The sequence below is a fragment of the Eisenbergiella porci genome, from assembly GCF_009696275.1.
Classification (GTDB): domain Bacteria; phylum Bacillota; class Clostridia; order Lachnospirales; family Lachnospiraceae; genus Eisenbergiella; species Eisenbergiella porci.
Map to the genome: position 1 here is coordinate 11,104 of NZ_VUMI01000066.1, position 18,952 is coordinate 30,055.

At 48.3% G+C, this 18,952-nt stretch carries 14 protein-coding genes; 3 read left to right on the forward strand and 11 right to left on the reverse strand.

The features are described 5' to 3' along the window. Window positions 1–120: 120 nt before the first annotated feature. The 3 genes from FYJ45_RS25505 to FYJ45_RS25515 form a co-directional block, all read right to left on the reverse strand. Complete coding sequence (locus tag FYJ45_RS25505; RefSeq protein WP_195841985.1) at window positions 121–2,127, reverse strand: beta-galactosidase; 2,007 nt, start codon at window positions 2,125–2,127, stop codon at window positions 121–123. A 298-nt stretch (window positions 2,128–2,425) separates the two neighbouring features. Next, window positions 2,426–3,259, reverse strand: coding sequence for a rhamnulose-1-phosphate aldolase (gene rhaD / locus FYJ45_RS25510; RefSeq protein ID WP_025490135.1), 834 nt, complete (start codon window positions 3,257–3,259; stop codon window positions 2,426–2,428). 354 nt (window positions 3,260–3,613) lie between these two features. Then, complete coding sequence (locus FYJ45_RS25515; RefSeq protein WP_154467900.1) at window positions 3,614–5,704, reverse strand: elongation factor G; 2,091 nt, start codon at window positions 5,702–5,704, stop codon at window positions 3,614–3,616. A 476-nt stretch (window positions 5,705–6,180) separates the two neighbouring features. Here FYJ45_RS25515 and aroF point away from each other — a divergent pair, with 476 nt between their 5' ends. After that, entirely contained in the window at window positions 6,181–7,197 is a 1,017-nt protein-coding gene (gene aroF, locus FYJ45_RS25520; RefSeq protein WP_021636775.1) for a 3-deoxy-7-phosphoheptulonate synthase, read from the forward strand. Between the two features lie 130 nt (window positions 7,198–7,327). Beyond that, window positions 7,328–8,452: a prephenate dehydrogenase gene (locus FYJ45_RS25525; protein WP_154467902.1), complete on the forward strand. Its 1,125-nt coding sequence runs from the start codon at window positions 7,328–7,330 to the stop codon at window positions 8,450–8,452. Window positions 8,453–8,561: 109 nt separating this feature from the next. Here FYJ45_RS25525 and FYJ45_RS25530 read toward each other — a convergent pair whose 3' ends face one another. The 8 genes from FYJ45_RS25530 to FYJ45_RS33320 form a co-directional block, all read right to left on the reverse strand. Beyond that, window positions 8,562–10,910: a type I phosphomannose isomerase catalytic subunit gene (locus tag FYJ45_RS25530; protein ID WP_154467904.1), complete on the reverse strand. Its 2,349-nt coding sequence runs from the start codon at window positions 10,908–10,910 to the stop codon at window positions 8,562–8,564. Window positions 10,911–11,113: 203 nt separating this feature from the next. After that, window positions 11,114–11,380 carry a helix-turn-helix domain-containing protein gene (locus FYJ45_RS25535; protein WP_021636779.1) on the reverse strand — a complete coding sequence of 89 codons (267 nt, stop codon included), beginning with the start codon at window positions 11,378–11,380 and terminating at the stop codon, window positions 11,114–11,116. A 601-nt stretch (window positions 11,381–11,981) separates the two neighbouring features. Beyond that, a complete protein-coding gene (locus tag FYJ45_RS25540) occupies window positions 11,982–12,683 on the reverse strand; it encodes a hypothetical protein (RefSeq protein WP_154467906.1) in 702 nt (233 codons plus the stop codon). Between the two features lie 80 nt (window positions 12,684–12,763). Then, window positions 12,764–13,921, reverse strand: a complete 1,158-nt coding sequence (locus tag FYJ45_RS25545; protein ID WP_207708455.1) for an LCP family protein — start codon at window positions 13,919–13,921, stop codon at window positions 12,764–12,766. 23 nt (window positions 13,922–13,944) lie between these two features. Then, on the reverse strand, window positions 13,945–14,655 hold the full coding sequence (locus tag FYJ45_RS25550) for a class B sortase (protein WP_154467910.1): 711 nt from the start codon (window positions 14,653–14,655) through the stop codon (window positions 13,945–13,947). A gap of 39 nt (window positions 14,656–14,694) precedes the next feature. Next, window positions 14,695–15,807, reverse strand: a complete 1,113-nt coding sequence (locus FYJ45_RS25555) for an LCP family protein (RefSeq protein ID WP_154467912.1) — start codon at window positions 15,805–15,807, stop codon at window positions 14,695–14,697. Between the two features lie 109 nt (window positions 15,808–15,916). After that, entirely contained in the window at window positions 15,917–17,371 is a 1,455-nt protein-coding gene (locus FYJ45_RS25560) for a sugar transferase (protein ID WP_035322098.1), read from the reverse strand. Between the two features lie 438 nt (window positions 17,372–17,809). Beyond that, window positions 17,810–18,217: a hypothetical protein gene (locus FYJ45_RS33320; RefSeq protein ID WP_408609542.1), complete on the reverse strand. Its 408-nt coding sequence runs from the start codon at window positions 18,215–18,217 to the stop codon at window positions 17,810–17,812. On the opposite strand from FYJ45_RS33320, the gene FYJ45_RS31175 reads away from it, so the two are divergent. Next, window positions 18,183–18,320, forward strand: a complete 138-nt coding sequence (locus tag FYJ45_RS31175; RefSeq protein WP_154467919.1) for a hypothetical protein — start codon at window positions 18,183–18,185, stop codon at window positions 18,318–18,320. The two genes, FYJ45_RS33320 and FYJ45_RS31175, sit on opposite strands and share 35 nt — an antisense overlap. Window positions 18,321–18,952 lie beyond the last annotated feature (632 nt).

Genomic DNA, 18,952 nt, shown 5'->3' on the forward strand with positions numbered 1-18,952 from the left:
CGATAAAGACGCTTCCAGCCAGCCCCGTTTAAGCATATCTGCGGCGCACTGATTTTTCCGGTCTGCAGCGGCATCGGCACTATCTGCGGCCTTCGCCAAATACGTTCTTCTCTCATAAGCTTAATACCCTATCATGGGGATGGGCTGCGGTTTTCTGCCACAGGGCTGTTTTTCCCCGTTTTTTACCTGGTACAGTACCTTTGAGGTTTCATATACAGCATCCATCAGTTCCGGATAGGGCTGCATACATACATCCACCATGCCAATCTGATAATTTTCCCCGTCATACCTGCCAAGGCAGAACTGATCGTTATACTGGAACCAGTGTGCGGCCACGCCATAAGGATGCGCCGCCACCTTTTCCACAAAATACCGCCACATCACGCCGCGCTCCTCCTGATTTGCCACGCCCTTCAGGCCGGTGGCCGTCAGCCCCCGATCCAGAGCGCCGCAATGATACTCACCCAGAAGGATGGGAAGATCCACGCCCGCATTTTTCACAAAATCCATGTCCCTTGTGGGGTCGAAGTCATAGCAGTTGATGGAAAACACATCAAAATACTCCCATCCCTTCATCATATCCGCGTTATAGGCCTTGGACCAGCGAAGTCCTAGATTCAGATGGTTGGGATCCACTTTCCTGCAGGCCACGGACGGGACACGGATATACTCCGTAATCAGCTTCCCGGAAAATTCCCGGATATCCTTCCGCGAACCCGGATAACGGGCGGAACAGTCCGCAACAGGCCCCTCCAGCGCGGCAAAGCTGCCAAAATCCGTTTTCCAGGCCTGATTGAGCGCCTCTATCGTCACATATCTTTCCTTTAAAAATGCAATCAGCCCCTTCCGGCAGAAGGTCTGGGCCGGATTACGCAGCACCTCGTCCGCAATAGCCAGATTTTCCACAAAATTAAATTCCGGTTCATTTCTCAGGAAATATCCAATCAGCCAGGGGTCGTACTTCCATTCCTCCAGCTTCTCTGCATAGATGCGGGATTTTTCCTCATATTCCGGAGACAGCACATCCGGAAAATCCCTGAAGATCAGCGTATCCGTAACCGGAAAATCAGGAAGCTCCCGCACATAGGCCATTTTGCTTCTGCCGTTATTCACTGCGATCCCCGGGAAATTCCCCTGGGAATTAATACCGTTATTCATCAGGATATGGCAGGAAATCTCTTCCCATTTTTCCTTCCAGTCATCCCCATAGATTTTTTTCAGATTCATGCCGGAGAAATTGGCCATCCTGTAATGATCCACCGGCATATAAGCAGTCCTCCTCCTGCTGCCTTCCTCAAAAAATTCCGCATACTGCGCATCCTCCTCTGGAAGCCATTCGCAGCAGTTTTCAAAGCTGTCAATCCTTCCCCACTCACCTGCCCGCGTTCCGCAGGGGCCAAGGGAAAAATAATCGCAGCCCTCCGGATCGGTAAGATGCCATCTGCCGTCCGGTGTTTTGCAGGTAGAGAAAAAGCCGGTTCCCTCTTTCAGCTTCCTCGTCTTATCACCGCCCCACACATTCCATTCGGGGAACGGATACTCAGCCTTTCCTTCCAGCGCCTGATACTTTTCCTTCAGTTCCTCCCTGGAATGGATTTTTCCCGGCCATTCCTTCCCCATCCACTGGCCGAATTCATCCACCAGCTTTTTTGAAGGCACCGGGAATTCCTCCGGCATGGTATCCGACATGGTAAAGTTCTCAAAACGCACCTTTACATCATGGAACATTTCATCCATGCCCAGTTCAAAACGTTCCACCTCTTCCCGCTGCGTGCGCTGCCCATGCACCACCAGCTTCAGCGTGCCCGGCGTGCGGTTCGTAAATATTGTCCTGTTATCCAGCAAATCCAGATCCAGGCAGATTCTCGTTTTGAACTGCGGCAGGATTCCGAAGCGCATAAAAAGATTCTCCTTCTCCTGCCCCGGAAGAAAGCAGCGGAACATCATTGCCGTGGAATGCTCCTCCAGCACCTCCACATCTCCTGTGAGATAACGTTCCTTCGTCCCCTTTATCTGAGGGAGGGAAATGCCTCCCCCGCCGGCTCCCAACAGTACGGTACAACTGTCCCCGTCTGTACTCAGTATTTCAGCATCCCTTGCCTCTGCCTGTCTCCAGTCTATCTTCATCCCATTTCTCCTGTCCGCCCGCATATACAGGCTTATATTTTTGCAGCCAATGAGCCGGGCAGACCTTACGGGCCCGTCCCCCTTCCTGCATTTTGCAACTGTCCGCTACTCACAGTTCCTCTATTTCTATCATATAAAAATCAGTCTGAAATGCAATGTGAGATTCCTTGTTTTTTTATACAATTCCGTTTTTATGAAAAGAATTGCTGCCGTCCCACGGCAGGAAAAGGCTGCGCCTACAGGCAGTTTTCCAAATAATCACAGCATATTCAGCTTCTTGGTAACCGTCCGGCTACAGTTACTCTTCTTTTTCATAAAGGAATCTTTCCGGAAGCTGTAAATGGAAGGCTCCGGCCAGATCCCGGAAATTGTCGGGCGTAATCGTCTGAAGCTTATCAGGCTTCATGGACAACACCTTGATCAGAATCTCAGCGGATTTTTCTATGGTATGCATCAGGCCGAAGGTCAGGTCAAAGTTTTCTCCGGAGCAGAACATGCCATGGTGTGCCCAGATAACCGCATCGTACTTCTCCATCAGCTTTCCTGTCTCCAGCGCGATTTCCCTTCCTCCCGGAACCATCCAGCCGATTACGCCTACGCCGTCAGGAAACACCACCGGACATTCCGTAGCCATTTCCCACAGCTCCCTGGTGAAGATCTCATCCTTCAGCGGAAGGACAAAGGTAAGGGCGATGACATTGGTGGTATGGGCATGGTAAATAACCCGGTGTTTACCGTTGCTCACCCGCTTCTTCACCTCATGGTTCATCAGATGGGTAGGCAGCTCGCTGGTAGGGCCGCCGCCCTCCACCAGGCCCCAGCGGATGCGGTAATTTTCACCCTTTTCATCAATCTCTATAATAGTAATGCAGGCCTCCGGATCCACAATGATGTTTCGGAAATATTTTCCGGTGCCCGTCACCAGGAAAAATTCCCCTGCCAAATCCGGTACGCTCACGCCGATTGGCGTCCATTCGCCGCGGTCGCTCAGCCTGCTGCGGATGGTCTCCACCTCTTCCGGCCGAATCCGGTAAGAAAGATTGCCGCCGTTTCGTTCATGCCATCCTTCATGATAACCATCGTCCGCCATCTTAATAAAATCCTTTACAAATTTAGAATCCAAAACCTTCATGGGAATCTCCTTTCCTGTCATATACAAGACTGCTTCCCGCCGTACCATGATTTAACGGTCGCGGGCATCATATGTTCATTTCTTTGCAGCTGTTAAATACACTCGCAGTTACGTTTTTACCTTCCCATCATATACCCAAATCATTCATAAATCAACATTGTATTTGTTGTTTTTATTGTTTTTATTTGTTTTTTTATTAAACTTCGGAATCAATCAGTCACATTTGTATAGATTTACTAAAAAAGGACGCCGAAGCTGTACCCCAACAGCTTCGGCGTCCTTACCCCAATATTATAATCCTTTTCGTAACTGTTCTTCCTTCACAGTTACTGCTTTTCTTCTCTAAAAAAGACTTTATTCATCGCTTCCTTCCGCAACCTTAGCGGCTCTCGCCGCAACTTCCTTCTCCTGGATATCGGAAGGCGCCTGCTCGTAACGGGCAAATGCGAAGGAGTAATCTCCCCTGCCGCCTGTCATGGAGCGAAGATCAGTACAATAACCGTACAGCTCCATCATGGGCACATCCGCCTCAACGATCTGCTTTCCGCCTGCAATAGGAGTCATTCCCAGGACACGGCCGCGGCGCTTGTTCAAATCACCCATAACATCACCGGTATACTGATCCGGCACGGTAACCTTCAAAGAAGCAATCGGCTCAAGAAGAATCGGTCCCGCATCCATGAAGCCTTTCTTGAAGGCCTGGATTGTAGCCATCTTAAATGCCATTTCGGAAGAGTCCACAGGATGGTAGGAGCCATCGTACAGAATAGCCTTCACGCCTACCACCGGATAAGCGGCCAGCGGGCCCTTCTGGACGGATTCCTGAAGTCCCTTTTCCACTGCAGGATAATAGTTCTTCGGCACAGCGCCGCCTACTACTTCCTGGGCAAATTCATACTGCTTCTCCAGATCTCCCAGCGGCTCAAATTTCATCTTAACATGGCCGTACTGTCCATGTCCGCCGGTCTGCTTTTTATATTTATATTCCACATCCGATTTCTTGCGGATAGTCTCACGGAACGCAACCTTGGGCTGGCTCAGTTCGATTTCCACCTTATATTCATTCAGGAGCCTGCTCACCACAACATCCAGATGCTGATCGCCCATGCCGTAAAGCAGTGACTGGTGGTTCTCAGAATCATTCACTACCTTCAGTGTCAGATCCTCATGGGTCATCTTGGTCAGAGACTGTGAAATCTTGTCAATATCGGCTTTGTTCTTAGCCTTATATCTCTTGGAGGTATAAGGGACGGAGATTTCCGCCTTGCCGAATTCAATGGGAGTAGCCTTGGTGGAAAGGGTATTTCCCGTCCTCGCTCCCGTCAGCTTGGCCAGCGCGCCGATATCCCCGGCATGAAGCTCACTCACCTCAATGGGCTTGCTTCCCTGCAGCACGTAAAGCTTGCCGATTCTTTCTTCTATGTCCTTATCGTAATTGAGCATCGTATCATCCGTCTTAAGGACGCCGGAGCAAACCTTAATCAGAGAATATTTACCGATAAAAGGATCTACGATGGTCTTAAAAATAAATGCGCTCTTTGCCTTTGCAAAATCATAATTCGCCTGGTAAATATCCTTTGTCTTCATATTAATGCCTGCGATTTCACGTCCCTCCGGACTTGGCAGGTATTTTACGATATCATCCAGCAGCGTATAGATGCCCTGTCCCAGGATGTTGGAGCCCATGGACATGGGAACGATGCTTCCGTCATTGATATTGGTACGCAGTGCCGCTCTGATCTCCGCTTCGGAGAAGGTATCGCCGCCAAAATATCTTTCCATGAATTCTTCACTGGTCTCCGCAACCGCTTCCATCAGCGTATCTCGGCAAATCTGAAGATTCGGCTTATTGTATTCAGGAATGTCACATTCCACAACCTCCTTGCCCTGCCATCTGTAGCCGGTCTCGGAAATAACGTTGATATATCCCACAAATTTCTCATTTTCACGGATGGGAAGATGGAACGGCGCGATCTTCTTTCCGTAAAGATTGGTCATATCCTCCACGATCTGACGGTAGGAAGCGTTATCGATATCCATATCCGTTACAAACACCATACGGGGCAGCTTGTATCTGTCACACAGCTCCCATGCCTTCTGGGTTCCCACTTCCACGCCGGCCTTACCGGAAATAACGATGATAGCCGCATCCGCAGCGCTGACTGCTTCTTCCACTTCACCGACAAAATCAAAGAAACCGGGGGTATCCAATATATTAATCTTCACACCCTCCCATTCAATCGGGACAACGGACGTGCTGATTGAAAATTTTCTCTTCTGCTCTTCCTTGCCAAAATCGCTGACCGTATTTCCATCGGCCACCTTTCCCATCCTGGATGTGATTCCGGACAAATACGCCATTGCTTCTACTAAACTAGTCTTGCCTGATCCGCCATGTCCCAGAAGAACAACGTTACGAATCTTGTCTGTTGTGTAAATGTTCATACTGAATTCCTCCGTATTATGCGATTTCCGGGTTTTCTGTCAAAGTCCCCAATCCACTTAAATTCTCTTCCAGAACCCCATGGGTATATTTTACTAAATGCCAGAAAATTTTACAAGCAATTTTCAACATTTTATACAAGTTATTTTTTGGACATTCCGCTCTTTCATCTCCAGCCTCTCACAAGGGCATGCGAAAGCCCGTAAAATCAGGGAAAAGCCACTTATACCATGCTGCCGCCTCAGCCGAATGTATAAACCGCTGTGCTTTTTTTAAATAAAAATCATCCGTTTTTATTTAAAAAGTATCCGTTTCTCCGGCCGGTTCCTGTTTAACAAGAATCTGTTTCCTCAACCGCTTGACTTTCGTACGTTAAAGTGCTATATTAATAGCTGCATGCATTATTACTGACTAAAAAACATTTGCAACTGTTAAATACCTTCGCAGCTGCATTTTATCAAAGAAAGGAAGCCGTCTCATGATTATTGTAATGAAACCCCAGGCCGCCGAGTCCAGTATCACGGCAATCAAGGAATATATTGAGGGAAGCGGGCTGAACGCCCATCTTTCCCAGGGCACAGAGGTAACCATCATCGGCGTTGTCGGCGACAAAAGCCGTCTGTCCACCGAAAACCTCATCAGCTTCAAGGATGTGGACCGAATCGTCCCCGTAACGGAAACCTACAAGCTGGCCAATAAAAAATTCCATCCCGAACCGTCCGTCGTCCAGGTCGGCCCCACGGTAATCGGCCCTGACAACCTGACCATCATGGCAGGTCCCTGCGCCGTTGAAACCCAGGAGCAGCTCATGTCCATCGCCCATGCGGTGAAGGCCGCCGGCGCCACCATACTCCGTGGCGGCGCCTACAAGCCAAGGACCTCGCCCTACTCCTTCCAGGGCCTGGAGGAAGAAGGCCTGCGCTACATGCAGGAAGCCAAAAAGGAAACCGGGCTGGCAACCATATGCGAGGTGGTGAGCAATGAAGCCATTGAAGCCGCAGTAAAGTATGTGGACATGATTCAAATCGGCGCCCGAAACATGCAGAACTTCATCCTTTTAAAGGAAGCGGGCCGTTCCGGTCTTCCCGTCCTTCTGAAAAGAGGCCTGAGCGCCACCATCGACGAATGGCTCAACGCCGCAGAATATATTATTGCGGAGGGCAACCCCAATGTAGTATTATGTGAAAGAGGCATCCGTACCTTTGAGACCACTACCAGGAACACACTCGATCTCAGCGCGGTTCCCGTACTGAAGGAAAAGACCCACCTTCCTGTCATCGTAGATCCCTCCCACGCCACCGGCGTATACAAATATGTTTCACCTCTTGCCAAGGCTGCCGTGGCCTGCGGCGCGGATGGGCTGATGATCGAGGTACATAATGATCCCGCCCACGCGCTCTCCGACGGCCCTCAGTCACTGACCTTTGAAAAATTTGCCCGGCTCACAGAAGAGCTCACCCCTTACGCAAGGCTGGCTGGCCGGACTTTCCGGTAACAAAGCTTTCCTTTCGTGTGACGGCTCTTCTGCGGGCCCGCGCATCAGAAACAAATACCCTGTGCAGACGGGTGGAGGGAGGGAACTCTCCCTGCCCGCTGTCTGTGCGGAAATGAAGGAGTAAACATCCATGGAACAAATGACTTTTGCCTTTTTGGGGCTTGGTCTGATCGGCGGCTCCATCGCCAAAGCAATCCGCGCCGCTTATCCCGGCTGCTTTATCCGCGCCTGCGACACCGATCCGGCAACGCTGAAGCTGGCCCTTGCGGAGGGCACTGCGGACGAAGTCACAGATCATATCGGAGAAGACAACGGCGCTGCATTTACCAGCTCCGACTTTTTATTTTTATGCGCCCCCGTCTCCCAGAATGACAGTAATCTGCTGCTCATCCGTTCTTTTCTTCTGAATGCGGAAGAGAACGGCTGTATCCTCACCGATGTGGGAAGCGTAAAAACCACGATCCACGAGCACATCGAACATCTGGGCCTGACTTCCTGCTTCATCGGCGGGCATCCCATGGCTGGCAGCGAGCGGATCGGCTACCAGAACTCCAAGGCTTCTCTTCTTGAAAATGCCTATTATATCCTGACCCCCACCCGGGATGTCCCCCGCCGGCAGCTGGAACGCTACGCCGCGCTGGTAAAGGCCATGGGCGCCATTCCTCTGATTCTGGACTACAGGCAGCACGATTATGTGACGGCGGCCATCAGCCATCTGCCCCATGTAATCGCCTCCTCCCTGGTAAATCTGGTAAAGTCGAGCGACAATGAGGACGGCATCATGAAGCTGGTTGCGGCAGGAGGCTTTAAGGATATCACCCGCATCGCTTCCTCCTCTACCGTCATGTGGCAGCAAATCTGCCTTACCAACGGAGAAAATATCTCCCGGCTACTGGAACGCTATATCAGCTCCCTGGAAAAGGTAAAGGATGAAATCGACAGGCACGACGCCGGTCACCTGTATGACTTCTTTGACTGCGCCCGGAATTACCGGGATTCCTTCATAGACGCCTCCAGCGGGCCGATTAAGAAGGTTTATACCGTAAATGTGGAAATTCCCGACGAAGCCGGTTCCCTGGCGTCTGTGGCCACGCTGCTGGCCCTCAACAACATCAGCATCAAAAATATAGGGATTGTACATAACAGAGAATCGGAGGACGGTGTCCTGCGGATTGAGTTTTATGAAGAAGCCGCTATTGAAAAGGCGGCGAAGCTGCTGAACAGCAGGGGATATACGGTTTTTTTGAAAAAATAACATGATAGACTGCGCCGAATCCAGGGAAAGGGATTCGGCGCAGTCTTTGATTATAAATAGGACGATTGGTTACGGTTTCCGGCAGCTGCATGTTCGCCGGAAATGCTTTCTAAATATGAGTGATAATCAGCTCTCCGTCACCTTCCAGCAGGAATTTTCTTTCCCCGGCAGGAATAAAGACACTGTCGCCGGCCTTCATCGCCAGCTCCGCGCCGTTTCCGCCTTCCCCGCATCGCAGGGACGCCTCTCCCTGCACACATAACACGGAATAGAAGGAGTTTCCGTCCCCTTCCAGCTGATAGGTTCCATGGAGCCTGCAGCTGATGCATTCAAAATACTTGCAGCGGCTTAAAATATGGCACACATATGCCGGTGTTTCTATCGTCTCGCTGTCAAAGCGCTGTACCTCATACCGGTTATAATCCATTACCGCCAGAGCTTTGTCCAGATGAAGCTCCCGGTAATTTCCATACTTGTCCTTACGATTATAATCATACAGACGGTATGTGCAATTGGAGCTTTGCTGAATTTCGCAGATCAGGCTTCCCCTGCCGATGGCATGCACCGTTCCCGCCGGGATAAAGAACGCCTCCCCCTGTCTGATGGGCACGCGGTTTAGCAGGGAAAGAATGGTATCATCCCGGACGGCCTGTTCCACCTCCTCCCGGGTCACATCCCGCCGGAAGCCGCAGTAAATGCAGGAATCCGGCTCACACTGCAGGATATACCACATCTCATTTTTACCGTATTCATTTTCCTTTTCCAGCGCATAGGCATCATCAGGATGCACCTGCACGGACAGGTTCTCCCTGGCGTCAATGAGCTTGACCAGAAGCGGAAACCTCTCCAGAGGCTGGCATTTCCAGCCCCAGCCCTCTTTGCCGATGCGGTCCAGGTATTCTGAGAAAAGAAGGCCCTTATGCCTTCCTGAAGCCACAATGCTCTGCCCCTCCTTATGCGCCGACAGCTCCCAGCTTTCAGCGATAATCTCATAATCACATTTTTTGCCATAGATATCCCGCAGCCTGGTGCCGCCCCAGAGGTAATCCTTGAAGGCAGGCAGCAGACGTACAAAGGGTTCCGTCTGATACCCCAGCTCCGCCTCCGTCAGGTCCCGGGAACGGATGGAAATCAAATCCCGCTCCTCTACCATGGTACCGGTGGAAATCTCCATGAAAACCAACGGCTCATTCCCGATATTTGAAATCTGGTGCGTGGTATTACGCGGGACCTCAATGCTGTCATTAGCCCCATATTCCCCTTCCTCGCCCTCCAGGATGATCCGCGCCCTGCCGCATACAAGGATCCAGTGCTCCGTCCGGTGGGCATGCTGATGGGCATATATGGTCTTTCCTTCGGTAACCACTACCTTACGGACTACATACATGGGATTTACGTTCAGAAGCTCATATGTCCCCCAGGGCTTGTATATCACCCGCCCCTGGTCAAAATAATGCTGCTCCTCCGGATTCTCCCGCATGATATCCTTCAGCTTCTCAGATTCCCCGGTCCGTCCCACATAAACGGCATCCTCCGTATTGATAATGGTGATATCCTCCAGGTTATTGGCCACCACAATCTGACGGGCGCTCTGATTGAGCACCGTGGTATTCCTGCTTTCGTATACGATCTGATTGCTCTCATCCCTCTGGATACCGGTAAGGGACAAATCCTCCAGGCTGCCGATATCCTGCCACTGGAAGGAGCTGTGAATCACCTTCCCTTTCCCGGTCTTTTCAAAGACGCTTTTTTCGATGGGAACGGCCTGTATCCCCTCCAGCACCCCGGCGGGATAAAAGGTATGACGCCCCTTCACCTTCCGCATATAAAAAGCCGCCTCACAGGAATTATACAGCCATGGATAGAATTTCCTGATTTCCTGAATCAGCGTTCCCACGCGGAATAAAAACATGCCGCTGTTGATCAGATAATCCCCTGCCTGAAAATAAGAGGCCGCTGTCTGCGCATCCGGCTTTTCAATGAAAGACACCACATCCTCACCCTGACAGCGGATATATCCGAAACGGGTCTCCGGCTTGCGGATATCCATCCCGAAGGTGATAAGCCACCCTTCCTTTGCCAGCTCCGCAGCCTTCGTCACATCATCCTTGTAGGTAGGTCCGTCGATGAGATGATCGCTTGCCACCACAAACATCAGCTCGGAAAAAGGGAACTGCAGACAGGAGAGCACAATGGCCGCCGTCGTCTTGCGCCCCACCTCCTCCAGCACCAACCGGTAGGTGATGCCCTGGAAGGCCTTCATCTGGTTTTCCACGATAAACTGATATTCTTTGTTAGTCACTATGATAAATTCATCACAGAAGGGAATATTCCTGGCAATCGTTTCCTGAAAAATGGAATGATCCTTCTGGATACTGATAAACTGCTTGGGATAATTTTTCCTGGAAAGCGGCCACAGCCGGTCTCCCCTGCCGCCCGCCAGCACAAGACATTTCATATGCATCTGCTCCTGCTTTTCTAATTGTTGTATGACGCTGCCTGTAGAAAGCGTCATACCTAATACTATATCCGATTATCCGTTTTTTCTCAAGAAAAAAGAATGATGCACAGAAAAAAGAACGGCGCGCGCCGTTCTTTTTTACTGCATCAAAGCCGCTTTGCACAGCGAGTCAGCTTTCATGCACCCTCTTCAGTTTTGTCTTACCCGTTTTTCCTGGTGGTCCCCAGCTTGCGGCTTCTGTCGGCTCCGGGGAAATCCTTTTCCCTTGTCCTGCCCAAGAGATAATCAGCTGATACATTATAGTAGTCACAAAGCAGAGGAATGAAACGCACCGGCATGGCATTCTGCCCGCGCTCATACCTGGAATAGACTCTCTGGTCTATGTTCAGATACTCCGCCACCTCCCTTTGTTTTACATCGTTGTCTTCTCTTAAGCCACGCATAATAACTACATAATCCATCATCATTAGCACCTTGCTCCCCAAATTTACCAAACTTCGATTTTTTTCAGTTTAGCATATTCCTCAGGCAAGAATTGCTTTTTCCACTGAACTGTAGTAGTATTTTACCGAACTTTTTAAATTATTACTACAGACGATAGATTCTGATTTGATGAGGAAGAAAATGATGTGCCATATATGGCACATCTGCCAATCAGGATGTACCTGTTCCGTTATTGTGCACAAAAAAAATGATTATCCATTTTGATTTATACCTTTATGCACATAATTTTTTCAAAGGAAATCTATGCTATATTATAGAAAAGGCATTGGTATTATCGCATATTTTCTAATAATTCCAATCCAATAAAACGCTATTCTGTATCTTTTGCCAATTCATTCCACTGCTGCGTCTCTGTGTCAAACTATTACTATTTCGTTCATTTTAAGTACAAACCTAATTGTGCAGCAGTTACGGAGTATCATTAAAAGTGTCATTGGAAAACATCAGGCGCCAAATCCATCCCTGAAAAGGAAAAACGCCTGGACCCGATGTTCAGGTATCCAGACGTTTTTGAAACCACACAAATTGATTTATTGATTGGAAATAATATTCAGCCCGGAACTATCAGGTTCTGGGTGAAGTTGTAGCCGGAACATCTTCAAGAGAAGCGCCCTTGGCTACTATAAAGGTTACATTTACAGCACCGCCGAATGCAGGAAGTGCGATTGCAACCGTACCGTTCTTAATAACTACAGGTACAGCTACCCATGTACCGTCAGCTCTCTGATATAATGCCTGAATGGTTTCCCCTTCAGCCAGTACAGTGCCGCCAAGGATTTCTGTCAGCGCAAATGCTGCGGAAACAGATCCGTTCTGAGCAACTGCTTCACCAGAAGCTGTTGTCAGGCCAATTGTAATGTTGTTAACAACATTCAGATTGCCCTTTGTGTCTGTCAGAGACAGAGTACTCTTGCCGGTAAAGTTAACTACCTGCATTTTGCTGGAAGCCAGTGCGGCAACCAGAGATGCTGCTGCTGCCTGAGCCTGCTCTGCTGTAGAAGGTGCTACCACCATTGCTACTGCAGCAGGATCTACAACCTGTCCGCTAGCGGTCTTGAAGGTTGTACCAGGAAGAACTGCTGACTTTTCACTGTTAACAGTTGTAGCCTGTACTGCAACATTGTTGCCTGCTGTGCCGACAGTAGGGTTAACTACTACCTGCGCAACGGGCTCTTTCTGGATGGACGGGCTGGGAGCCGCCATCGCGGTCATGCTCATAGAGCATGCGAGAATTACTGAAAGAACAATTGCCACTTTCTTTTTCATTTCAATCATCCCCCTTTCTTAGTTTTTGTGTGTGGCTTCTATATATCAACGTTCGGCTGCCCGGACGCTAATACCATTATTTAACTGCCTGACGCAGTACCGGGCGGAGTCACCTCATCGTAAAAAATCTTTAAAATCAATTCATACAGGGCGGTGTCATCCTGGTAAAATTCTTCAAATACTTCACCCATTTCCACATGCCCTTCCATTGTATAAATGTCATTTTCATCAAAACTGTATGATAAAGCCTGTCCGGCCAGATATACCGCCTCCTCGGCAGAAATATCCGTTACCATGTATGGCAAAACCTGCGTATATAGCTTCAGCGGAAGCGTCATATCCTGCTTCACCGCCGCCTTGGCCTGATTCACAAAGCCCTGCAGATAGGTCTTCTGGCGGATCAGACGTTCATCCGCGCTCTGGGCTACCTTGGTGTCTCTGTATTTTATGTAGACATAGGCTTCCTCTCCCTGCAGATGGATTCTGTCCCCTGCTGACCAGTTATAGCCATAGCCCTTCCCGTTGATTTTCATTCCCACGCCTGCCAGGGATTCCGGTATGGTAACCTCTACGCCTCCCACGGCATCATTAATGGTGCTTATTACGCTCATATTCAGTGCGCAGTAGCCGTGAATCGGCAGCCCGTAAAACAGGTTGGATACAGCCTCCACTGTATTTTCGCAGCTCTCTTCCAGTCCCTCGCCATAAGCATGGGCAAGCGCAATCTGCGCCACCTCTTTTCCCGCATATAAGCCATTGGGATCGAAGGTTTTTATTTCAGTCATGGTATCACGGTTGATACCGATGATATTTATTTTCTTATCGCCGGGATCCAGCACCGCCAGAAACAGCGCGTCTGCCTGCCCGCCTCTGTATAAATCCTTGGAGGCCTTTACCTCTCCTGTTTTATCAATTCCCATGCACAAAAAGGTCAGGACATCGCTTTTATAGGCATATGTTTTCCCGTTATAGCGAATGCTTCCCGCCTCCAGCGCATCATCCGCATCATTGCCCGACACATCAGACGAGGACGCAGCCTGCTGCATCTGCTCCGGAACCGCTTCCTGCTTCTCGGCAAACGCGCTTTTCCCATGACTGTCCATCCAAAAATAGGCAATGAGTACAATCAGGGCCAGCATGAGCAGAATGCCTGCAGCTATCAGTACGCCAATGCCAAATTTTGCGGCACCGGACATTTTCTTTTTTCTTCTTTTTTTCTTTCTCTTCTTCTGTTCCATTCCTGCCATCTGCCTTTCCAGGCCTATTCCGTTACCAGCACAGCCTGCACAAGATAACGCTTGTCATCCTGCCCCGTCACTCCGGTGGATAAGGTTATAATCTTGTTTTCAGCCGTCACTTCCACCGAATCATCGATAAAGGCATCCATCGCCCGAATCGCAAATACATCCTCCAGGTAATTGGAGAAAACAAGCTGATCCCAGAAATCATAGGTGGCAATCAAATGCCGGTCATCATAGGTATACGCGGCAAAGATTTTATAGGTCAAAGTTTTTCCCGCCGTGTAAATCTTTATCTCACGATGGGTATCAAAAAAATCCCTGTCCTGGAACTGATGGAGCTTGCCGAACATTTCATCCCTGTTGCGGCCATAAATAACCGTGTTGGGATCGGCAAAATCCGTATTATTGTAATACTCTGTATAGATACTTCCGTTGTCATCCTCTTCCCCGTAAATATTATGGGTCAGATAGAAGGTTTCATCCTCCGCAGACTGCAGTATGGGGAAGCTGATATCCGTGCCGGTGATTTCCAGCCAGGCATAAGCCTCCGGATTGATTTGCTGCAGGGCGGCTATATCGGTTTTATCGCCGGCGCTTTTAAAATCTTCCAGGGAAGTCTCAGCCGGCGCCGTGCTTTCTTCAGGCTGGGCGGCAGTGCTGCCGCAGCCGGCAAGTACGGCTGAAAGCAAAATCAGAGCAGTTAGCGACAGGCAGTTCTTTTTTCGTATCATTTTATTTTTACCTTTGTCATATAATATATTGCGGGGATTTTATTGTGGTACTTCATTATAAAAAAGATCAATTACCAGCTGATAAAGGGCGCTGTCATCCACATAAAAGGCTTCATTTCCTTCTTCGGTTTTGGATTCTCCCGCCAGATTGTGCACCTCGCCGCTGAACTTATAAGCAGCGGCTGTTGAAACAAGATAGGTTACCTCGTCCGCTTTGATATCCGTCACCATGTAAGGGCTGAGCTTTTTAAACAATGTAAGAGGCATGGCAACATCCGCCTTAAACGCAGACTTAGCCTGGCCGACAAACGACTGGATATACTGTGTCTGACGCTCCAGCCTGTCACTGCTTCCATGAGAAGCATTCACATCCTTGTATTTCACATACCAGAATGCGGACTGGCCTTCCAGCTTCAGCGACTCTCCCTGCTTCAACAGGGGATCCACTTCCGTCAAATCCTGCAGACACTGCACTTCAACCCCGCCGATAGTATCATTAATCGTAGGGATGGCATCCATACTGATTGCCACATAGCCATGTATGGGCAACTGGTAAAACAGCTTTGAAACCGCTTTTTCCATCAGCTGTGCGCTCTTGGCCTTACCGTCGCCATAGGTATACTGCAGGGCGATCTGTGTCTTAATCGTATTCGCATAAGCGCCGGGCTGGGAATATACATCCACATCCGCAATCGTATCCCGGTTAACCGCAATTAAATCCACTTTTTTCGTATGCGGATTCATCACCACCAGATAAATGGCATCCGCCTGGCTGTTGCTGATGCCGCTGCCAGTCTGCGGTGAAGTACTCTTCTTATCAATGCCCAGGACCAGGAAGGTCATGATATCGTCATTATACTCATATACCTTGCCGTTATAGCCAACCCAGCCGTCCTGCCACTGCTCCACCTTATCCATGACATTCAGATCCGTGGACAGCGAAGGCGAAGGGCTTGTTGCCTTGCTCATTATACTGTTCTTTCCCATAGCCCGGACCACGATAAAACCGGTGCAGCATACCACCAGAATCACGCAGATTACAGTTACCACAGCCATAATACGGGCTTTTTTCTTTCTGCGCCGTCTTTTCTCCGCTTTCTCCGGATTCAGAATCTCTTCTTTCTCCAGATCCGCTTTACTCATTTTTTCCATAGAATTATCCTCATTCGTTATTTTGGTTTTCCTGTCTCCTTATAGCTTATCGGCATTTTTAAACAGAACTTAATATCCGTTTAAAACAGGAGTTCAGGGCACAAAAAAATCATCTAGCTCCGCTTTCGGAAAAAACGGCCAGAACGGTTTTAATCAGGATTTTAATATCAAGGCCGACAGACCAGTTATCAATATACTCAACGTCAAGCCTTACGATTTCTTCAAAGTCCGTTATATCGCTTCTGCCGCTTACCTGCCACATACCGGTCAGGCCGGGACGGAAGCTGAGTCTCTTCTTATGATAAGACTGATAATGCTCAAATTCATCCAGCGTCGGCGGTCTTGTCCCAACAAGACTCATATCACCCTTTAAAATGTTAATAAACTGGGGGAATTCATCCAGGCTGGTTTTCCGCAGGAATTTTCCCACCTTCGTAATACGGGGATCATCCTCCATCTTGAACATCAGGCCGTCCATTTCATTCTGGGCCATCAGTTCCTTTTTCCGCTCCTCCGCATCGATGTACATGGAACGGAACTTGTACATCTTAAAAATACGGCCGTTGCGTCCCACCCTCTTCTGTGCAAAGAATATCGGGCCGGGAGAATCCAGCTTAATTAACGGAGCGACAAAAATGGTCAGGATAATGAGAACTATCGTTCCCACCAGCGCTCCTGCAATATCGATAAGGCGCTTCAGCATGAGCTGGCCAAAAGGCGCCACCTTATTGGCATAGGTTACGGTATGGAACTGGCCAAACTGGGAAAGGATGCGCTGAGGCGCCTCATCCAGCTCCAGGACGGGAATCTGCAGATGGATGGTAAGACCCATGGCTGCAAGATTTTCCATGTCGTTTTTCCGCTCTTCCTGGGTTTTCCTGTCAGCGCAGATGATTACCTCATCCAAAGATGCAGTCAGGCAGTAATCCACAAGCTCACTGCTGGAAGCAACTACGGGAATGCCGCCTACTTCTTTTCTGTCAGGGGTTCCTTTACTTTTACTGCTGCTGTTTTCTTTCTTTCCGCTGTCAAGGAGTATGATGCCTTTGATGGCATAACTGTAGTCCTTGCTGTTTTTCATTTCGGAAACGAGCAGGTCTGCTTCGTCGCTGGTAGCTACCAACAGAAGCTGTCTGGCATTGCCGGCCATACGGTAGAATACCGGCAGGTACTTCTTATACAGCTGATGGACGATGAACATCAGCAACACATCTATCAGAACGAAGTAAAACAATACCTTTCTGGAATACTCGTCGATAACACGGGTGAAATACAGGGCAAAGGTAGCTCCGGCCAAGGTGACCAAATTGAGTTTGATGATTTCAATCAGTTCCTGGAACGGTCCGCGCAGAAGCATCTGCTTGTACCAGTTCTTAAACAGGTTGATTATCAGAAAGACCACCAAAAAAATGGCAATCAGAACCTTCATATCCATCGGGTTGTTTAGACCTTTGAAGAACTTCTGATGCCGGATGTAATTGGCAATGCCCAAGCTAAGTACGAGGACAAGGCAGTCTATTGATATTATTATGAGATTTTGTAAGTTGGACTTTTTCTGGTACATATTCCTCCAGGGGCAGGCGGCGCGTTTGGGGCCGGGGTTAGAAACCATGTCAGGGTTGGGAACCTTTTGTGTGTTTGTTTAATGCGGTATGTGCTGCGGTTTAAGTATGGTTAAATCCGACATAATGAAGATTAATGAAAGTTATGTGTTGGATATAATCAGTGCTTAATTTAAGTGTGCGCTGTGACCTGCTTTTGTATTTGATTTTTATTTCCCTGTGATGGGAAATTTTTTCTTGTTCTAAAAATAATGAAGAGATTTTATGCTGTATTTTTATGGCACTTTTTGTTAATTGTGTGATGCAAACTTTCTGATGTTCTAATGATATTATACCATATCCGCTCTGCAAATATGGGCCTCCGTCGGAACCTGGCACCTGATTTTCTGCGATGGACGCAGAAAACAGTATACACAGATATAATATCAGATGCGCCGATATTATTTCGTACTCCCTGGGGCAGTTTTATTTATATTACTTTCCGGCGGCCGGCTGGCTATGCGGCGTAAATGATATAGCAGAAAGGTTATGCAAATACAGCCTAATATGCCGAAAAGAAAGCTTTCAAGGCATTCCGGGAAGGAATAGTGCCTTCCGGGGATAAATATTTTCATTTTTTCTGTGAAGTACGATATTATAAACAACATAAGAGCAGTTCCAAGGAACCGGTTCCTGGCGGTAATTTTGTGGAAGGTAAGGTGGATTGACCAGCTTCCGGTAAGGCCGAGCAGGAAAAATAACAGAGCACGTCCAATCTGCCTAATGTAATAGGTGATTGTCAGGATTGCTTCTTCGGAAGGAAGGGTTGTCATTGTGTTGGTTACCTGGGATACCAGGGGCTTCTCCAGAGCCTTTGTGGCAGTGCCGGTTTGGAAGGACAATGTTAATGTAACCAGCAGGATTATTGTAAAAATGGCCCACATTGTGGGTGGCAACCATTTGGGGGGATGACTTGGGACTTGGGGTTGGTTCATATTGTCTTCCTTATTATATATAGGTACATTTCGTAATGCTCAAATATGGAAATTACGAAAATATGTAAAATTTCTGATTATTAGTATATGATGTTATGTTCTATTATGTCAATAGATTTTACGGCAAATCAAATGGTGGTTTGACTGGTTTTTATTGGTAAATGTTACAAGGGTTGTTACTTAGTTTTTTAAAACTGGTATTCTTTATACGTTTAATGCTCTATCTTGGATACTATAGCATAGTTGGGAGAAAAATTCTAGGGGGGGAGATTAAAATTGTTGGGGAAATGTAAGGAATGGTAATGTTATAGTCACCATCTTTTATACGAAAAATACCGAACTGGCCTGTATACACAGGTTGACGAGTATAATGACAATATTCTTGTAAAGTACAATAACAGCATGGCTATTTGGGTATGCTCTGACCTGACATTAGATCCGGCTCTTATCATTGGAGCCTATGCACACCATGTTTAAATTTTTCTTGAACCAAATCGCACATGCTGTGCAATAGCCTTTCTTATCTTTTCTCTGCACCGTTGCCACGGTGCTCTTTTTCTTTTACAATAGCCTTATCCTTATGAAAGGAAAAACCCTACGGATGAGTGC